This window comes from Streptomyces sp. NPDC031100 (assembly GCF_055570785.1).
In genome coordinates, this window is the sequence record NZ_JBVIGN010000004.1 from 668,130 (window position 1) to 684,661 (window position 16,532).

A 16,532-nucleotide genomic window follows, 5' to 3' on the forward strand; every position below is an offset into this window, starting at 1 on the left:
GGGTACGGCAAAAAGCCGGCCCACCCGGAGGTGGACCGGCTCAGTGCAGCGAACCAGCAGTGGCCGCGCGCTTAGCGGTGCGTCAGCGCGAGACCTTGCCGGCCTTGATGCACGAGGTGCAGGCGTTCACGCGCTTCGGCGTCCCGCCGACCACGGTACGCACACGCTGGATGTTCGGGTTCCAGCGACGGGACGTACGGCGGTGCGAAAACGAGATGTTGTTGCCGAAGCCCGGCCCCTTGCCGCAGACGTCGCAGTTGGCAGCCACGGGTCACTCCAAAGACTTCAGATGCACTTACGGTTAATCCCGGCATGCCGGGATCGAGATCTTAAGACCTGAGATCTTGAGTGGCGTTGCCAGGGGAACAGCCCGATCGAGATCGGGCAACCGGAGCAGCATACAACGGCTGCGCCCGTACAACGAAACTACCATGGCAGCTCAGGGGCCCGCTCCCGGCCCTCTTCCGGAACACACCCCTCCGGGGTCTACGCTGCGTCCACGTCCAGCCAGCCAGGGAGGCGCAGGTGGCGCAGGTGCCGCAGACATTCCTCGATGCTCCTGCGGTGCGCACCTGGTGCGGTCTGGCACTGGGTGCGCTGGGGCGGGCGCGCGAGGAGATCGACGCGATCAACGTCTACCCCGTGGCCGACGGGGACACCGGGACGAATCTGTACCTGACCCTGGAGTCGGCGGCGACCGCCGTGGAGGCCGTGTTCGCGGGGTACGGAACCGGTGCCCAGGACCCCTCTCTCGCGGACGCCGTGCGCGCGATGGCCCACGGGGCGCTGATCGGCGCCCGGGGCAACTCCGGGACGATCCTCGCCCAGCTGCTGCGGGGCATGGCCCAGGTGCTCGCCGGGGGCGAGGCGGGTGAGGCGTCCCCTGTCGACGGCGCCCGGCTGCGGCTGGCCCTGCGGCAGGCCGCCGACTCCGCCCGGGAGGCCGTCGCGCACCCCGTCGAGGGCACGGTGCTGACGGTCGCCTCGGCCGCGGCGGACGCCGCCGAGGCGGCCGAGGGCGACTGCGGGACGGTCGCACGGGCCGCCTACGAGGGCGCCAGGGCGGCCCTGGCGGCGACTCCGGGCCAGCTGGTGGTGCTGGCGCGGGCCGGGGTGGTCGACGCCGGCGGCAGAGGGCTGGTGGCGGTGCTGGGGGCACTGGTGGAGGCGTTCACGGGGGAGGCGGTGCGCGAGGCCCCGGAAGCCGTCGCCGCTTCCGTTGCCGTTTCCGACGCGCACGCGCGCGGGAGGGCCGTTTCCGAGGTCGACCTGTGTGCCGACGGTGCCGAGGACGGCGGTCCCGCCTATGAGGTGATCTATCTCCTGGAGGCCGGCGACGAGGCCGTGGCCCGGCTGCGGGAGCGGCTCGACACCCTCGGGGACTCCCTCGTCGTGGTCGGCGGCGACGGCCTGTGGAACGTGCACGTGCACGTCGACGACGCGGGCGCCGCGGTGGAGGCGGGCGTCGAGGCCGGGCGGCCGTACCGGATACGGATCACGCACTTCGGGCTGGGCGACGTGCACACCGGCGGCGAGCGGCCGCCGCGCGAGCGCGCCCAGCGGGCCGTCGTCGCCGTCGTGCCCGGCGAGGGCCTGGCGGGGCTGTACACCGAGGCCGGCGCGACCGCCGTCCTCGCGCGCCCCGGCGAGCCGCCCGCCAGCGGGGAACTGGTGCAGGCCGTACGGCGCGCCCACGCGCGCGAGGTCGTCCTGCTGCCCAACGACGCCGAACTGCGCCACACGGCCGCCGCCGCGGCCGAACAGGCCCGTACCGAGGGCATCCGGGTGGCCCTGATCCCGACCCGCTCGGCGGTCCAGGGCATCGCCGCGCTCGCCGTGCACGAGCCGGAGCGCCGGTTCGACGAGGACGTCGTCCAGATGACCTCGGCGGCCGGCGCCACCCGGTACGCCGAGGTCGTCGTCGCGGAGCGCCAGTCCTGGACGACGGCCGGCATCTGCCAGGCCGGGGACGTCCTGGGCCTGATCGACGGGGACGTGGCGGTCATCGGCGCCGACGTCGCCGCCACCGCCGAGACCGTCCTGGACCGCATGCTCCAGGCCGGCGGCGAACTGGTCACCCTCGTCGTCGGCGACGAGGCGCCCGACAGCGTCGCCGACCGCCTGGAGGCACGCGTGCGCGAGTCCTACCTCGCGGTGGACACCGTCGTGTACCGGGGCGGCCGGCAGGGAGCGCTGCTGCTCATCGGCGTGGAGTGAGCGGGCGCGACCTCACCGCTCCAGCTGGAGCATCTGGCCCGCCTCCGCCCGCCGCGCCCGGACGGTCTCGTCCGTCTCGTCGGCGCCCTCGTAGGCCGCGAGCACGCCACGCGCGCGTGCCACCGCCTCGGCGGAGCGGCCGAGGTCGGCCTCCAGCCAGCCCGCGGCGAGTTCGGCGCCGGTACGGCTGTGCAGCCCGTCCGGGCCGAGTGTGCCGAACAGCGCGGCCGCGCGGTCCATCTGAGTCAGCGCGGCCTCGAACGCGTCCTGGATCAGCTGATCTTCGTCCTCTTCGTCCTCTTCGCCCTCCTCGGCCGCCGAGCGGGCCAGCAGGTCGCCGAACTGGCGGTGGGTGTTGCCGAGTTCCGCGGTGAGCTGGTCGCGGGCCACCGGGTCCGCGGCGGCCTCCAGCGCGCGCTCGCACTCCCGCACCGCCTGCGCCATCTGCTCCCGCGCGCCCTCCGTTCCGTCCTCTGCGCGCAGCGCCAGCCAGGCGCGGGCGCGCAGCGAGCGGACGAGGAAGTGCGGGTTGCCGAGCGCGCGCCACAGCTCGCCCGCGCGCACGTAGGCCTGGTCGGCCTCCGCCAGCAGCCCGGCGTTGCTCAGGGACTCGGCGGCGAGGTGGGCGAGCGTGGCGTGGTCCTGCTGCTCGGGCCAGTGCCGGGCGATCTCGGCCGCCTGCAGCCGGCGTTCGGCGGCCGCCCGGTGCTCGCCCAGCTCGCCCAGGCAGTCCCCGAGCCACCACTGCGCCTGGACGACGGCCCCGTCGCCGTGCGTCTCGGCGGACAGGTCGGGCAGCGCCGACTCCAGCACCTCGGCGGCCTCCGCGCACCGCCCCTCGCGCAGCAGGAAGCCGCCCAGCTGGTGCCGCGCCCAGGCGCCGAGGGTGGCGCTCTCGCCCGCCTCGTCGGCCCAGTGAGCGGCCTGAAGGGCGTGCTCCGCCGCCTCCCCGGCCGCGCCCCGGCCGCCGACCACCTCGGCGAGCTGGAGATGCAGCTGGGCCCGCCCGGCCGGCTCCACATACGGTCCGCCGTGCTCCAGGGCGGAGCGCAGCGCCCGCTCGGCCTCGGCCGGCTCACCGAGCTGATGGGCCAGCGCCGCGACCTGCACCTCGTACTCCACCGCGAACCACGGCAGCCCGGCGTCCACGTACTCCGCCGCGGCCTGCCGGAACAGCCGGGCCGCCCGTTCGGCCTGCCCGGACTGCTCGGCCAGTGCGGCGAGCATCGCCCGCGCCTCGGCGGTCCGCGCCGCCAGCCGCACGTCGTCACCCGCACGCCCGTCGACGAGCGCCAGCACCTCGAGCACGGCCTGCTCGGCCTGCGCCCGCACGTCCTGGCTCTCCGCGCCCTCGTGCACCCGCTGCATCAGGATCCGCGCCCGGCTCATCACCACCGACGCCGTCTGCCGTACTCCGGTGGCCTCCTCGGCGTACAGCGCGAGCGCCTCGTCGTACAGTCCGGCGACGGTTGTCAGGGCCTCGTCCACCTCGCCCGTCAGTGCGCGTACGTACGCCCCACGCGCGCGTGCCGCCAGCGCCTCCCCGGGGTCGCCCGCCTCCGCGTACAGCGCGGCCGCCCGGTCGAAGAGGGCGATGCCCTCGGGGCCCTCGGCCATCGCCTCGTGGTCGGCGATCTCCGCGCGGTCGCGCGCGTCCAGTTCGGTCCCCTCGGCGGCCCGGGCGACCGCCGCCCACGCCTCCAGGGCGTGCGGCTGCAGGGTGTCGGACAGCCGACGCGCCTCCGTGAGCAGAGCGGCCAGATCCGGTTGCCCGGGAGCGGAGGGTGCCGCGGGCGCGGTCACGGGCGCGGGTGCGGAGCGCACCGTGCGGATGCCCAGCGGCAGCCGGTCCACGAGCGGGCCTTGGGACATGCGCGCGCGGATGCGGTCGCCGACGTACGAGGTGCCGTTGCGCCCGTCGAAGCGCTCGGCCAGTTCCTGGGCCTCCGCGCGCGCGTGGGCGGCCAGTTCCCGCGCCGTCCACGACCGCCCGGCAGGGCCCGGCACCTGCCGTTCGCCCAGCCCCAGCTCGGTCAGCCGGTCCATCAACAGCGTCACCACGGCCATGAAGTCCAGTCGGCTGCGCGGCTGCCCGGTGTCCGTGAAGTACGCCGGCCGCTGGGCGAGCAGCTCCAGACCGCGCGCCTCGTTGCCGGTCAGCGCGCAGAACTCCAGGTGGTCCGCGTAGGCGCCCCGCATGCTCTCCATGGGGCGCACCAGGCGGAAGCCCCGCAGATGGTGGGCGCGGGCCTCGTCCGGGCGACCCAGCCGCAGCAGCGGAGCCAGCGAGGAGGCGAGGACGGTGTGCGGCTCGTGGGCGCAGCTGTACTCGCCCTCCAGCACGGGCCGCCACAGCTCGAGCGCCTCCGCGTCCCGGCCGCGCTTGACCTGCCACATGCCCTGGCCGTGCAGCTCGCAGGCGTGGCAGTCGGCCATCTGGTCCCGGTCGGCGGCCAGCCAGGCGCCGTACGCCCGTTCCGCGCGCTCCAGGTCCCCGATGTGCGCGGCGACACTGAACTCGGCACTGCGCACGGCCCGTTCGGAGTGCCCGGCGAGCCGGTAGCGGTGCTCCATCTCGCCGAGCCACTTCTCGATCGAGGCGAGCGGGATGTGCGGCTGGTCCAGCATGCCCGCCGACACCCACTTGAAGACCCAGTGCAGCGAGTGCGCCTCGTACTCGTCGAAGTCCTCCGGCCGTTCGTCCCACAGGCGCAGCAGCCGCGCGAACGGGACGAACATCTTGTCCTTCTCGGAGCTGTAGTTGTAGACCTTCAGCTGGTGTCCGAGCGCCTCGATCACGGCGAGCGGGATGTTCAGCTTCTCGGCCTCGGCGAGCAGGTGCTCCGCGCGCGCGTTGCGTGCGGGACCCTCCGGCTGCTCGGAGTTCTCCGCCATCGCCCGGCGCAGCGCGTCGAAGTCCGTGATCTCAGCCATCAGTGACCGTTCTCCCCGTGTGTGGCCCATTCCAGGAGGCCGATGAACGCCCGGTTGAGCAGCGCCGAGTCGGCCGGCCTCAGCGGCCGCTGCGCCATCAGCAGCGCCTGCCCGTACAGCGACTCGGTGGCGGTGCCGATGAGTTCCGGGTCCTGCAGCGAACTGATCCTGCGGATCAGCGGGTTGAGGTGGTTGAGCACCAGACGCGCGCGCGGGGCGCTGCCGCGCAGCGAGCCCAGGATGCCCGCCCACAGGTCGTCCGCCTGCTCCTCGGCCTCGGCCCGCGCCTGCTCGTGCCGGGCGGCCCGGTCGTCCAGGTGCAGCGCGGGCACGGACAGCGGGTGGAAGGCGCGCAGGACCACGTCACAGCCCAGCGGGTCGAGCTTCGCGCGCGCGGCCGCCAGGAATCCGGACAGCGCCAGCTCCTCGGCCGTTTCGACCGTGTCCAGGTGGGCGGTCACGGTGTCCGCGTCCAGCTCGGCGACCACGGTCCCCGGCCGTACCGACGGCAGCGCCTCGACCAGTTCGCTGTCGTACGTGTAACCGCCGTTGACCACGCCGACGCCCTGCGCCGAGGCGATCGGCGCCACCTGCCGGTACTCCTCGACCGTCCGCGTGAAGTGCACCACCGGGTGGCGCTGCGCGAACTCCTCCAGGGACAGCTGACCGTCGGTCGTCTCGAACGGCAGCCACGGCAGCATGGTGCGCAGCATGTCGTCGTCGTGCCGGGCCAGGGACTTCACGCCCAGGTGGTGCACGGCGAGGAAGGCGGCCAGCCGCTCCGGATCGCCGGCCGCGAGCCCGGTCAGCCAGGCCCGGATCCGCTCGCCGAGCGCCTCCCGTACGGCCGCGAGGGTCTCGTCCTCGTACAGCGACTCGCGCGAGGCCGTGGGCCGCAGGCTGTCGGTGTCCAGGACGCAGCGCACGAAGAACGCCCAGTCGGGCAGCAGCTGTTCGGCCCGCTCGGTCAGCAGCATGCCCTTCAGGTGCACGCGGTGCGTGGCCCGCTGCGCCGGGCTGACCGCCGACGGCAGCACATAGGCGACCCCACGGATCCCGGCCAGCGGCACGTCCAGGTCGATCGAGTCCAGCGGCCGGAAGCCGAACAGCTCGTGACAGTGCCGGGCCAGCGCCACCCTTCGCGCGGCGGGACTCGGATAGGACCGCTCCCAGGCCGCGGGGAGGTCCGTGACCTCCTCCTCGCCCACCCGGACGTCGTACGGCAGCAGGGAGCCGAAGTCCCGGGCGAGGGTGAGGACCCGCTCGGGCGAGAGCCACTCGGCCGCGCCGGCCCGCGCCACCAGGTGCACGGTGGTGCCCGGCTCGGGCCGCTCGGCGTCCGGCAGCGTGCGCACGGTGTACGAGCCGTCGTCGCGGGCCGTCCACTCCACCGGCGGGGCCTCGGGCGTACGGGCGCTGCGGCTGACCACCCGGATCCGCTCGGCGACCACGAAACAGGCCAGCAGGCCGATGCCGAACTGGCCGAGGAAGTCGGACCGGGCTTCCTGCAGGCCCTCCGCCCGCTTGGAACTGCGGCCGATGGTCGCCAGCAGGCTGTGCACGTCCGACTCGGTGAGCCCGACGCCGCTGTCCTCCACCCGCAGGGCACCGTCCGCGGCATGCAGCCGGACCTGTGCCGGGGCACCGGGCTCCTCGGCCCGCCGGGCGGTGATGGCGTCGACCGCGTTCTGCAGCAGCTCGCGGAGGTAGACCTTGGGGCTGGAGTAGAGGTGATGGGAGAGCAGGTCCACCAGACCACGCAGGTCGACCTGGAACGTATGAGGTGACTGTGATGCCTGGGATGACTGTGAGGTCTGGGAGTCCATCGTCGCAGCGCCGGTGGGGGGAGCATGCGTTCGGCGCGGGGTCGGGCGGTCCCGGATGGGGCGGTGACCGCGGGGGATGGCCGGAGCGCGCCATCCTAGGGCCGGAACGGACCTCCTGACCAGCAGTTTCGCAGATGTTTCCGGCTCGCGGGAGGAACCCGCAGGGCAGCGTGTTACGGCATTGTCAGTGCTGTGGTGTGCAATGGATCTCGTGCCCGCACTGGAAGAACCACTGAAGCAACCACTGAAGTCAGTGCTCGGCCCCGCCACCGCGAAGGTGATGGCCGAGCACCTCGGCCTGCAGACCGTCGGCGACCTCCTGCACCACTACCCGCGCAGATACGAGGAGCGTGGCCAGCTCACCCACCTCGCCGACCTCCCCATGGACGAGCACGTCACGGTGGTCGCCCAGGTCGCCGACGCCCGGCTGCACACCTTCGCCTCCGCCAAGGCCCCGCGCGGCAAGGGGCAGCGGCTGGAGGTCACCATCACGGACGGCAGCGGCCGGCTCCAACTGGTCTTCTTCGGCAACGGCGTTCACAAGCCCCACAAGGAGCTGCTGCCGGGCACACGCGCGATGTTCGCGGGCAAGGTCTCCGTCTTCAACCGCCGCCTCCAACTCGCGCATCCCGCCTATGAATTGCTGCGCGGCGACAGCGAGGAGACCGTCGAGACCTGGGCCGGCGCCCTGATCCCGATCTACCCGGCCACCGCCAAGCTGGAGTCCTGGAAGATCGGCAAGGCCGTCCAGACGGTGCTGCCCAGCGCCCAGGAGGCCCTCGACCCGCTGCCGCCCTCCCTCCGTGAGGGCCGGGGCCTGGTCACGCTCCCCGAGGCCCTGCTCAAGATCCACCGCCCGCACACCAAGGCCGACATCGCCGACGCCCGCGCCCGGCTGAAGTGGGACGAGGCCTTCGTCCTCCAGGTCGCCCTGGCCCGCCGCCGGTACGCCGACAGCCAACTCCCGGCCGTGCCGCGCAGACCGAGGCCGGACGGCATCCTCACGGCCTTCGACGACCGCCTGCCCTTCACCCTCACCGAGGGCCAGCAGAAGGTCTCCAAGGAGATCTTCGACGACCTGGCGACGGAACACCCGATGCACCGGCTGCTCCAGGGAGAGGTCGGATCGGGCAAGGCCCAGCCGCTCGACTCCCTCGTGCTCACCCCCAGCGGGTTCCGCCGGATGGGGGACTTGAAGACCGGGGACGAAGTGGTGGTGCCGGACGGAGAGGTCGCGCTGATCGAGGGGGTCTTCCCTCAGGGCGAGCGCGACGTCTGGCGCTTGGTCCTTTCCGACGGAAGCTCCGTCGAATGCGACGACGAGCACCTCTGGATCGTCGGCACGAGCCGTGAGGGGCACCGAGGCCAGGCGCACAAGGTCATGACGACCCGGGAGATCCGCCTGGACACCTTGGAGGCGAACGGATCTGCGAAGTGGTACATCCCGGCAGCCACCCCCGTCGACCTCGGGGGAGACTCCGCTCTGCCTGGCGATCCGTATCTGTTCGGCCTCCGTCTGGGGGACGGCGCTCCACACGGTGAATTCATCCCCGACGAGTTCAAGAACACGTCGATCAAGAACCGTCTCGCTCTGCTGCAAGGGCTCCTGGACACCGACGGCACCGTCCCAGCGGACGGCACGAGTGTCTCGCTCTGTTCGGCCTCGCGCCGACTGGCGGAGGACGTCGCCTGGCTCGTACGGTCGCTGGGCGGCAGGGCACGAGTCCAGCCGAAGCCAGCCGCCTTCGACGTCTCCGTGGCGCTGCCTGACGAGTACGCCCCGTTCCGGCTGGCCCACAAGGCCGAACGGCTGCGGCCCAGGCCGACACACAACACCTTCCGACGCGGAATCCGCGCGGTCGAATACGTGGGGCCGAAGCCCGTCCAGTGCATCAGCGTCGCGCACCCAAGCCATGCCTACGTGACCGACAACTTCACGGTCACTCACAACACCATGGTGGCCCTCCGCGCCATGCTCGCCGTGGTCGACGCGGGCGGCCAGGCGGCGATGCTCGCGCCCACCGAGGTCCTCGCCCAGCAGCACCACCGGTCGGTCGTCGAGATGATGGGCGAGCTGGCCGAGGGAGGCATGCTGGGCGGTGCCGAGCACGCCACCAAGGTGGTGCTGCTCACCGGGTCCATGGGGGCGGCCGCCCGGCGCCAGGCGCTGCTCGATCTCGTCACCGCAGAGGCCGGGATCGTGATCGGCACGCACGCGTTGATCGAGGACAAGGTGCAGTTCCACGACCTCGGCCTGGTCGTGGTCGACGAACAGCACCGCTTCGGCGTGGAGCAGCGCGACGCCCTGCGCGGCAAGGGCAAGCAGCCGCCGCATCTGCTGGTCATGACGGCGACCCCCATCCCGCGCACGGTCGCGATGACCGTCTTCGGCGACCTGGAGACGTCGGTCCTGGACCAGCTCCCGGCCGGCCGTTCCCCGATCGCCACCCACGTGGTCCCCGCCGCCGACAAACCGCACTTCCTGGCCCGCGCCTGGGAGCGGGTGCGCGAGGAGGTGGGAAACGGCCACCAGGCGTACGTCGTGTGCCCCAGGATCGGTGACGAGGAGGACGATCCGAAGAAGGCGAAGAAGTCTCCCGAGGACGAGGCCGAGAAGCGCCCGCCCCTCGCCGTCCTCGACGTGGCCGACCAGCTCGCCAAGGGCCCCCTCCAAGGCCTCGAGGTCGAGGTCCTCCACGGCCGTATGCACCCCGACGACAAGGACGCGGTCATGCGCCGCTTCGCCGCCGGCGAGACCGACGTCCTGGTCGCCACCACGGTCATCGAGGTCGGCGTCAACGTCCCCAACGCCACCGCCATGGTGATCATGGACGCCGACCGCTTCGGCGTCTCCCAGCTCCACCAGCTCCGCGGCCGCGTCGGCCGAGGCTCGGCCCCCGGCCTCTGCCTCCTGGTCACCGAGATGCCCGAGGCCAGCGCGGCCCGCCAGCGCCTGAACGCCGTCGCCTCCACCCTCGACGGCTTCGAACTCTCCCGCATCGACCTGGAGCAGCGCCGCGAGGGCGACGTCCTCGGCCAGGCCCAGTCCGGCGCCCGCACCAGCCTCCGGGTCCTGGCGGTCATCGAGGACGAGGAGATCATCGCGGAGGCGAGGGAGGAGGCGGCTGCGGTGGTAGCAGCCGACCCCGAGCTGGAGCGCCTCCCGGGCCTGCGCACAGCCCTGGACGCCCTCTTGGACGAGGAAAGGGAGCAGTACCTGGAAAAGGGGTGAGGGAGAGGAAGACTCCCTGAGGGGCGCGGGACAATGTCGATATGCGGCTCCGCCGCGTGGGCCCGACCAGCCACACTGAACCTGAACACACCCACAACCAAGGACCGAAGATGACCCGCGTGATCGCCGGCGCAGCCGGCGGACGTCGCCTCGCCGTCCCGCCTGGGACAGGCACCCGACCGACCTCCGACCGCGCCCGCGAAGGTCTCTTCTCCACCTGGCAGTCACTGTTGGGCGGCCCCCTGGAAGGCGAACGGGTCCTCGACCTCTACGCCGGCTCCGGCGCCGTGGGCCTGGAGGCCCTTTCCCGAGGCGCGAGCCACACCCTCCTGGTCGAGGCGGACGCCCGCGCAGCGAAGACCGTCCGCGAGAACGTGAAAAACCTGGACCTACCCGGCGCCGAGGTAAGAGCAGGCAAAGCAGAACAGATCATCAGAACGGCACCCCCCGCAGAACCGTACGACCTCGTGTTCCTCGACCCTCCGTACGCCGTCACGGACGACGATCTTCGGGAGATTCTGCTCACACTCCGCACGGAGGGCTGGCTCGCCGACGAAGCCCTCGTCACCGTGGAGCGCAGCACCAGAGGCGGCGAATTCCGCTGGCCGGACGGCTTCGAGGCCCTGAGGTCCCGTCGCTACGGCGAGGGAACGTTTTGGTACGGTCGCGCCGCCTCTACGTGCGAAGACGCACGATGACCGGACCGGAGAGCGAGGGATCACAAGTGCGCCGCGCCGTCTGTCCCGGGTCGTTCGACCCGATCACCAACGGACATCTCGACATCATTGCCCGCGCCTCCCGTCTCTACGACGAGGTGTACGTCGCGGTCATGATCAACAAGTCCAAGAAGGGCCTGTTCGAGATCGAGGAGCGGATCGAGCTGATCCGCGAGGTCACCGCCGAGTACGCCAACGTCCGGGTCGAGGCCTTCCACGGCCTCCTCGTCGACTTCTGCAAGCAGCGCGACATCCCTGCCATCGTCAAGGGCCTGCGCGCGGTCAGCGACTTCGACTACGAACTCCAGATGGCCCAGATGAACATCGGGCTCACCGGAGTCGAAACGCTGTTCGTGCCCACCAACCCCACGTACAGCTTCCTCTCCTCCTCCCTGGTCAAGGAGGTCGCGGCCTGGGGCGGCGACGTCTCCCACCTGGTGCCGCCGCAGGTCCTCGAGGCCCTGAACGAACGTCTCCGCAAGGCCTGATGGGACTAGAGTCGTCCCGTCCGTCTCCAACACAGCTGTAGAGAGTGGCGAGCACAGGTGGACGTCCAGAACAAGCTCGACGAGATCGTCTCCACGGTCTCCGGCGCCCGGTCCATGCCCATGTCGGCCTCGTGCGTGGTCAACCGCGCCGAGCTGCTCGCGATGCTCGAAGAGGTGCGCCAGGCCCTGCCCGGCTCCATCGCGCAGGCGCAGGAGCTGATCGGCGACCGTGAGCAGATGGTCGAGCAGGCCCGCCTGGAGGCCGAGCGGATCATCGGCAACGCGCACGCCGAGCGGGGCTCGCTGATCTCCGACACCGAGATCGCCCGCCGCTCCCAGGCCGAGGCCGACCGGATCGTCGCCGAGGCCCGCAAGGAGGCCGAGGAGGTCCGCGCCGAGGCCGACGACTACGTCGACTCCAAGCTCGCCAACTTCGAGGTCGTCCTCACCAAGACCCTCGGCTCGGTCGGCCGCGGCCGCGAGAAGCTGCTCGGCACCGGCCCCGGCCTGGACGAGAACGGCTACGAGGACGAGGACGCCCCCGAGCGCAGCCAGGACCCCGAGACCCTGCGGCACAACGCCGACGCCTACGTCGACGCCAAGCTGGGCGCCTTCGAGGCGGTCCTCGCCAAGACCCTGGAGGCCGTCGGCCGCGGCCGGCAGAAGCTGCACGGCCGGATCGCCACGGACGACCTCGGCGCGCTCGCCGACGACACCACGACCTTCCAGCACACCAGCGACGCCGACTACCTCGCCGACCTCGCGGCCCTCGCCGACACCCCGGCCGAGCGCCCGGCCCAGCCGCAGCAGCCCCAGCCGCCGCAGCCGTCGTACGATCCCCAGCCGGCCTACGGCTACCAGCAGCAGCCCGACCCGTACGGGGGCTTCCCGCAGCAGCCGGACTACGCCCAGCAGGACCCGTACGGCTACCAGCAGGCCGACCCGTACTCTCCCGCCTCCGGCTACGCGCCGGCGGAAGGTGCCCCCTTCCAGGGCTACGACCCCCAGCAGGCGGCCTACGAGCCTCAGCAGCCCCAGCAGCAGCCTCAGCACCAGCAGGGTTACGCTCTCGACGAGACCAGCCTCTTCGACACGAGCATGATCAGCGCGGAGCAGCTGCGGGCGTACGAGCAGGGCCGGGGCCTGTAGCCGGGCTCCGGATTGGGTCCTGGGCGCAAGGTCCAGTATCCTGGCTCTTCGGTCGCGCGTACGTCCGCGATCTACGCTGCCCGGGAACACCGACGGGCGGTGTCCCTCCGAGTTCGAAGATCGAAAGCAGGAATGGCTCCCAACGCCCGCCTCGACCACCGCAACCCCCTCGCGTTCGACACGCACGAGCTGGGTCGGCGTCCTGGCGCGCTGCAGCGCCTGACCCGCGAGATCGACGCCCCCGTGGATCTCGGGATCCAGGGAGTCATCGGAGTGCCGGAAGGCGCCCCGGTGGAGCTCGAACTCCGGCTCGAGTCGGTCATGGAAGGGGTGCTCGTCACAGGCACCGCCCGTGCGCAGGCCGAGGGGGAGTGCGTAAGGTGTCTGGAGCCGGTCGAGCTGGAGCTCGAAGCGGACTTCCAGGAGCTGTTCTCGTACCCTGACGCCGACGACCGGGGCCGTGTGATCGCGGAACCGGGCGACGACGCCGAGGACGACGAGGACAGGTTCTTCCTCGAGGACGGACTTTTCGACCTCGAACCTCTGCTGCGCGATGCGGTGGTGCTCGCACTGCCGATGCAGCCGGTGTGCCAGGACGACTGCCCTGGTCTGTGCTCCGAGTGCGGAGCACGGCTCGCGGACGACCCGGACCACCACCACGACGCCGTCGACATCCGTTGGGCGGCTTTGCAGGGACTCGCCGGTTCACTCGAAGACGGCGAGAAGGACGAGATGAGCGGCGGCGCGCCTCAGTCAGCACGCGCCGACGAGAAGCAGGAGAAGTAGCCGTGGCTGTTCCGAAGCGGAAGATGTCGCGCAGCAACACGCGCCACCGCCGGTCGCAGTGGAAGGCTGCGGTCCCCACCCTGGTTGCGTGCGAGCGCTGCCACGAGCCCAAGCAGCAGCACATCGCGTGCCCGTCTTGCGGCACCTACAACAAGCGCCAGGTCCTCGAAGTCTGAGCGGGCTGGTGAGAGGCACTGTGTCCAGTCCCAAGAAGGCGGAAGACGCCAAGGCGGACGCACCCGCCAAGAAGAAGGCGGACAACACGGCCTCGTCCCACACGCTTCTGGAAGGGCGGCTCGGCTATCAGGTCGAGTCCGCCCTTCTGGTGCGCGCGCTGACCCACCGTTCCTACGCATACGAGAACGGCGGTCTGCCGACGAACGAGCGGCTGGAGTTCCTCGGGGACTCCGTGCTGGGCCTCGTCGTCACGGACACGCTGTACCGCACCCACCCCGACCTGCCCGAGGGCCAACTGGCCAAGCTGCGGGCCGCGGTGGTCAACTCGCGTGCGCTGGCGGAGGTCGGCCGTGGGCTCGACCTGGGCGCCTTCATCCGGCTCGGCCGCGGTGAAGAGGGCACGGGCGGCCGGGACAAGGCGTCCATTCTGGCCGACACCCTGGAAGCGGTGATCGGCGCGGTCTATCTCGACCAGGGCCTCGACTCGGCGTCGGAGCTGGTGCACCGGCTCTTCGACCCGCTGATCGAGAAGTCCTCGAACCTCGGAGCCGGCCTGGACTGGAAGACCAGTCTCCAGGAGCTCACCGCGACCGAGGGGCTCGGCGTGCCCGAGTACCTGGTCACGGAGACCGGTCCCGACCACGAGAAGACCTTCACTGCTGCTGCCCGCGTCGGAGGCGTCTCGTACGGCACCGGCACCGGCCGCAGCAAGAAGGAGGCGGAGCAGCAGGCCGCCGAGTCCGCCTGGCGGTCCATCCGGGCCGCGGCGGACGAGCGCGTCAAGGCGGCCAAGGAACCCGTCAAGGAGACGGCCGACGAGGCCGTCAAGGGCGGCGACCCGTCGTCCGCCTCCGCCTGACGACAGCAGTACCGAGCGCCCGCCCCGCCGTTCACGCCGGGGCGGGCGCTCGCCTTCATCCCACGGTCCGTACGGGGGTCCAGATGCCCGAGTTGCCCGAGGTCGAGGTCGTCCGGCGGGGCCTTGCGCGGTGGGTCGCCCATCGCACCGTCGCCGACGTCGAGGTGCTGCACCCGCGCGCCGTGCGCCGGCACATCGCGGGCGCCGACGACTTCGCGCACCGCCTCAAGGGCCACCACATCGGCACCCCCAGCCGACGCGGCAAGTACCTGTGGCTGCCGCTGGAGGAGACGAACCAGTCCGTCCTCGCCCACCTCGGCATGAGCGGCCAGCTGCTGGTGCAGCCGCACGAGGCGCCGGACGAGAAGCACCTGCGCATCCGCGTCCGCTTCGCCGACTCCCTGGGCACCGAGCTGCGCTTCGTGGACCAGCGCACCTTCGGCGGTCTGTCGCTGCACGACAACACCGCCGAGGGCCTGCCCGACGTCATCGCCCACATCGCCCGCGACCCCCTGGATCCGCTGTTCGACGACGAGGGCTTCCACCAGGCCCTGCGGCGCAAGCGCACCACCATCAAGCGCGCCCTGCTGGACCAGTCGCTGATCAGCGGCGTCGGCAACATCTACGCGGACGAGGCCCTGTGGCGCTCCCGCATCCACTACGAGCGCCCGACGGCGAACTTCACCCGCCCGCTCACGGCTGAACTGCTCCGCCACGTCCGCGACGTGATGAACGCGGCCCTCGCCGTCGGCGGCACCAGCTTCGACAGCCTGTACGTCAACGTCAACGGCGAGTCGGGGTACTTCGACCGGTCCCTGGACGCGTACGGCCGTGAGGGCCTGCCCTGCAAACGGTGCGGCACCCCCATGCGCCGCCGCTCCTGGATGAACCGGTCCAGCTACTTCTGCCCGAAGTGTCAGAGGGCGCCGCGCGTCTCGTCGTAACGCGCTCGGGCCGCGAGGACGTCGTCCATCGAGCCCTCCACGCAGTGGATGAGGGCGAGCAGCCGCTCGGCGACCTGGCGGCCCAGGGGAGTCAGGTCGTAGTCCACGCGGGGCGGGTTGGTCGGCTGGGCCTCGCGGTGCACCAGGCCGTCGCGCTCCAGCGCGTGCAGGGTCTGGGACAGCATCTTCTCGCTCACCCCGTCGACACGGCGGCGCAGCTCGTTGAAGCGCAGCGAACCCTCGTACAGCGCGCCGAGCGTCAGTCCGCCCCAGCGGCCCGTGACGTGCTCCAGCGTGCCGCGGGAGGGGCAGGCCTTGGCGAACACGTCGTACGCGAGGTCGTCCTCGGGGCTGAGCTGCTGAGTGCTGTCCATAGCAGAACCCTACTCCCGTGCAGCGCTAACCGGTAGGTTGCACTAACTTAAGGTTAGTGCTTTCCTTTCTTCATCGCCATTGAGCTGCCCCTCCGAGGAGTTCTTATGACCACCCCTGTTGTGTCCATCGCCTACCACTCCGGCTACGGCCACACCGCCGTGCTCGCCGAGGCCGTCCGTGCCGGTGCCGTCGAGGCCGGTGCCGAGGTGCACCTGATCAAGGTCGACGAGATCACCGACCAGCAGTGGGAGACGCTCGACCGCTCCGACGCGATCGTCTTCGGCTCGCCCACCTACATGGGCACCGCGTCCGGCGCCTTCCACGTCTTCGCCGAGGCGTCCTCCAAGCGCTGGTTCGGGCAGGACTGGAAGGACAAGCTGGCGGCCGGCTTCACCAACTCCGGCTCCAAGAGCGGTGACAAGCTGCACACCCTGCAGTTCTTCCAGATCCTCGCCGCCCAGCACGGCATGCACTGGGTCAACCTCGGCCTGCACCCCGGCTGGAACAACAGCGAGGGTTCCGAGCACGACCTCAACCGCCTCGGCGTCTTCGCCGGCGCGGCCGCCCAGACCAATGTGGACGAGGGCCCCGACGCCGTGCACAAGGCCGACGTCGCCACGGCCGAGCACCTGGGCCGCCGGGTGACGGAGACGGCGCGCCTGTTCGCCCGGGGCCGCGCCGCCGCGTGAGGCGCGCAGCACCGTGAGCCATAGGGCGTAAATCAGGATGTATTCGGTGATGCCGCACGGCAGGTCGGGCACTTCTCGCTCGAATCGCCTGCCTGCGGCGTCGTATCACCCTGCCTGACGGCCGGACGCTCGCAGCGGGC

At 71.6% G+C, this 16,532-nt stretch carries 14 protein-coding genes; 10 read left to right on the forward strand and 4 right to left on the reverse strand.

Annotated elements, in window-relative coordinates:
• Positions 1 to 82: 82 nt before the first annotated feature.
• Positions 83 to 268, reverse strand: a complete 186-nt coding sequence (rpmB, locus tag ACZ5DS_RS14975) for a 50S ribosomal protein L28 (RefSeq protein ID WP_009190838.1) — start codon at positions 266 to 268, stop codon at positions 83 to 85.
• Between the two features lie 257 nt (positions 269 to 525).
• Between rpmB and ACZ5DS_RS14980 the strand changes: the two genes are divergently transcribed.
• Positions 526 to 2,217 (forward strand): DAK2 domain-containing protein, encoded by a 1,692-nt coding sequence (locus ACZ5DS_RS14980; protein WP_468237802.1) that lies wholly within the window; start codon positions 526 to 528, stop codon positions 2,215 to 2,217.
• A gap of 12 nt (positions 2,218 to 2,229) precedes the next feature.
• Here ACZ5DS_RS14980 and ACZ5DS_RS14985 read toward each other — a convergent pair whose 3' ends face one another.
• Positions 2,230 to 5,151, reverse strand: coding sequence for a tetratricopeptide repeat protein (locus ACZ5DS_RS14985; protein WP_468237804.1), 2,922 nt, complete (start codon positions 5,149 to 5,151; stop codon positions 2,230 to 2,232).
• Positions 5,151 to 6,977 (reverse strand): HSP90 family protein, encoded by a 1,827-nt coding sequence (locus ACZ5DS_RS14990; RefSeq protein ID WP_468237807.1) that lies wholly within the window; start codon positions 6,975 to 6,977, stop codon positions 5,151 to 5,153. The genes ACZ5DS_RS14985 and ACZ5DS_RS14990 overlap by 1 nt, the downstream gene beginning before the upstream one ends.
• Positions 6,978 to 7,179: 202 nt before the next feature.
• Here ACZ5DS_RS14990 and ACZ5DS_RS14995 point away from each other — a divergent pair, with 202 nt between their 5' ends.
• The 8 genes from ACZ5DS_RS14995 (at position 7,180) to mutM (ending at position 15,328) form a co-directional block, all read left to right on the forward strand.
• Positions 7,180 to 10,209 (forward strand): helicase-related protein, encoded by a 3,030-nt coding sequence (locus tag ACZ5DS_RS14995; protein ID WP_468237809.1) that lies wholly within the window; start codon positions 7,180 to 7,182, stop codon positions 10,207 to 10,209.
• Between the two features lie 110 nt (positions 10,210 to 10,319).
• Positions 10,320 to 10,907: a 16S rRNA (guanine(966)-N(2))-methyltransferase RsmD gene (gene rsmD / locus ACZ5DS_RS15000; protein WP_468237812.1), complete on the forward strand. Its 588-nt coding sequence runs from the start codon at positions 10,320 to 10,322 to the stop codon at positions 10,905 to 10,907.
• A 26-nt stretch (positions 10,908 to 10,933) separates the two neighbouring features.
• Entirely contained in the window at positions 10,934 to 11,413 is a 480-nt protein-coding gene (gene coaD, locus ACZ5DS_RS15005; protein WP_468238240.1) for a pantetheine-phosphate adenylyltransferase, read from the forward strand.
• A gap of 57 nt (positions 11,414 to 11,470) precedes the next feature.
• Positions 11,471 to 12,562 (forward strand): cell division initiation protein, encoded by a 1,092-nt coding sequence (locus ACZ5DS_RS15010; protein WP_468237814.1) that lies wholly within the window; start codon positions 11,471 to 11,473, stop codon positions 12,560 to 12,562.
• Positions 12,563 to 12,694: 132 nt separating this feature from the next.
• The gene (locus tag ACZ5DS_RS15015) at positions 12,695 to 13,348 is read left to right on the forward strand and encodes a YceD family protein (protein WP_468237817.1); all 654 of its coding nucleotides are present in this window, start codon (positions 12,695 to 12,697) and stop codon (positions 13,346 to 13,348) included.
• A gap of 2 nt (positions 13,349 to 13,350) precedes the next feature.
• Positions 13,351 to 13,524 carry a 50S ribosomal protein L32 gene (rpmF, locus tag ACZ5DS_RS15020; RefSeq protein ID WP_003951102.1) on the forward strand — a complete coding sequence of 58 codons (174 nt, stop codon included), beginning with the start codon at positions 13,351 to 13,353 and terminating at the stop codon, positions 13,522 to 13,524.
• A gap of 8 nt (positions 13,525 to 13,532) precedes the next feature.
• Positions 13,533 to 14,384: a ribonuclease III gene (gene rnc, locus ACZ5DS_RS15025; protein ID WP_468237820.1), complete on the forward strand. Its 852-nt coding sequence runs from the start codon at positions 13,533 to 13,535 to the stop codon at positions 14,382 to 14,384.
• Between the two features lie 83 nt (positions 14,385 to 14,467).
• Positions 14,468 to 15,328 (forward strand): bifunctional DNA-formamidopyrimidine glycosylase/DNA-(apurinic or apyrimidinic site) lyase, encoded by an 861-nt coding sequence (mutM, locus tag ACZ5DS_RS15030; protein ID WP_468237823.1) that lies wholly within the window; start codon positions 14,468 to 14,470, stop codon positions 15,326 to 15,328.
• Here mutM and ACZ5DS_RS15035 read toward each other — a convergent pair.
• Entirely contained in the window at positions 15,301 to 15,702 is a 402-nt protein-coding gene (locus ACZ5DS_RS15035) for a winged helix-turn-helix transcriptional regulator (protein ID WP_468237825.1), read from the reverse strand. The two genes, mutM and ACZ5DS_RS15035, sit on opposite strands and share 28 nt — an antisense overlap.
• 105 nt (positions 15,703 to 15,807) lie before the next feature.
• Here ACZ5DS_RS15035 and ACZ5DS_RS15040 point away from each other — a divergent pair, with 105 nt between their 5' ends.
• Positions 15,808 to 16,392 (forward strand): flavodoxin family protein, encoded by a 585-nt coding sequence (locus ACZ5DS_RS15040; RefSeq protein WP_468237828.1) that lies wholly within the window; start codon positions 15,808 to 15,810, stop codon positions 16,390 to 16,392.
• The last annotated feature ends 140 nt before the right edge of the window (positions 16,393 to 16,532 follow it).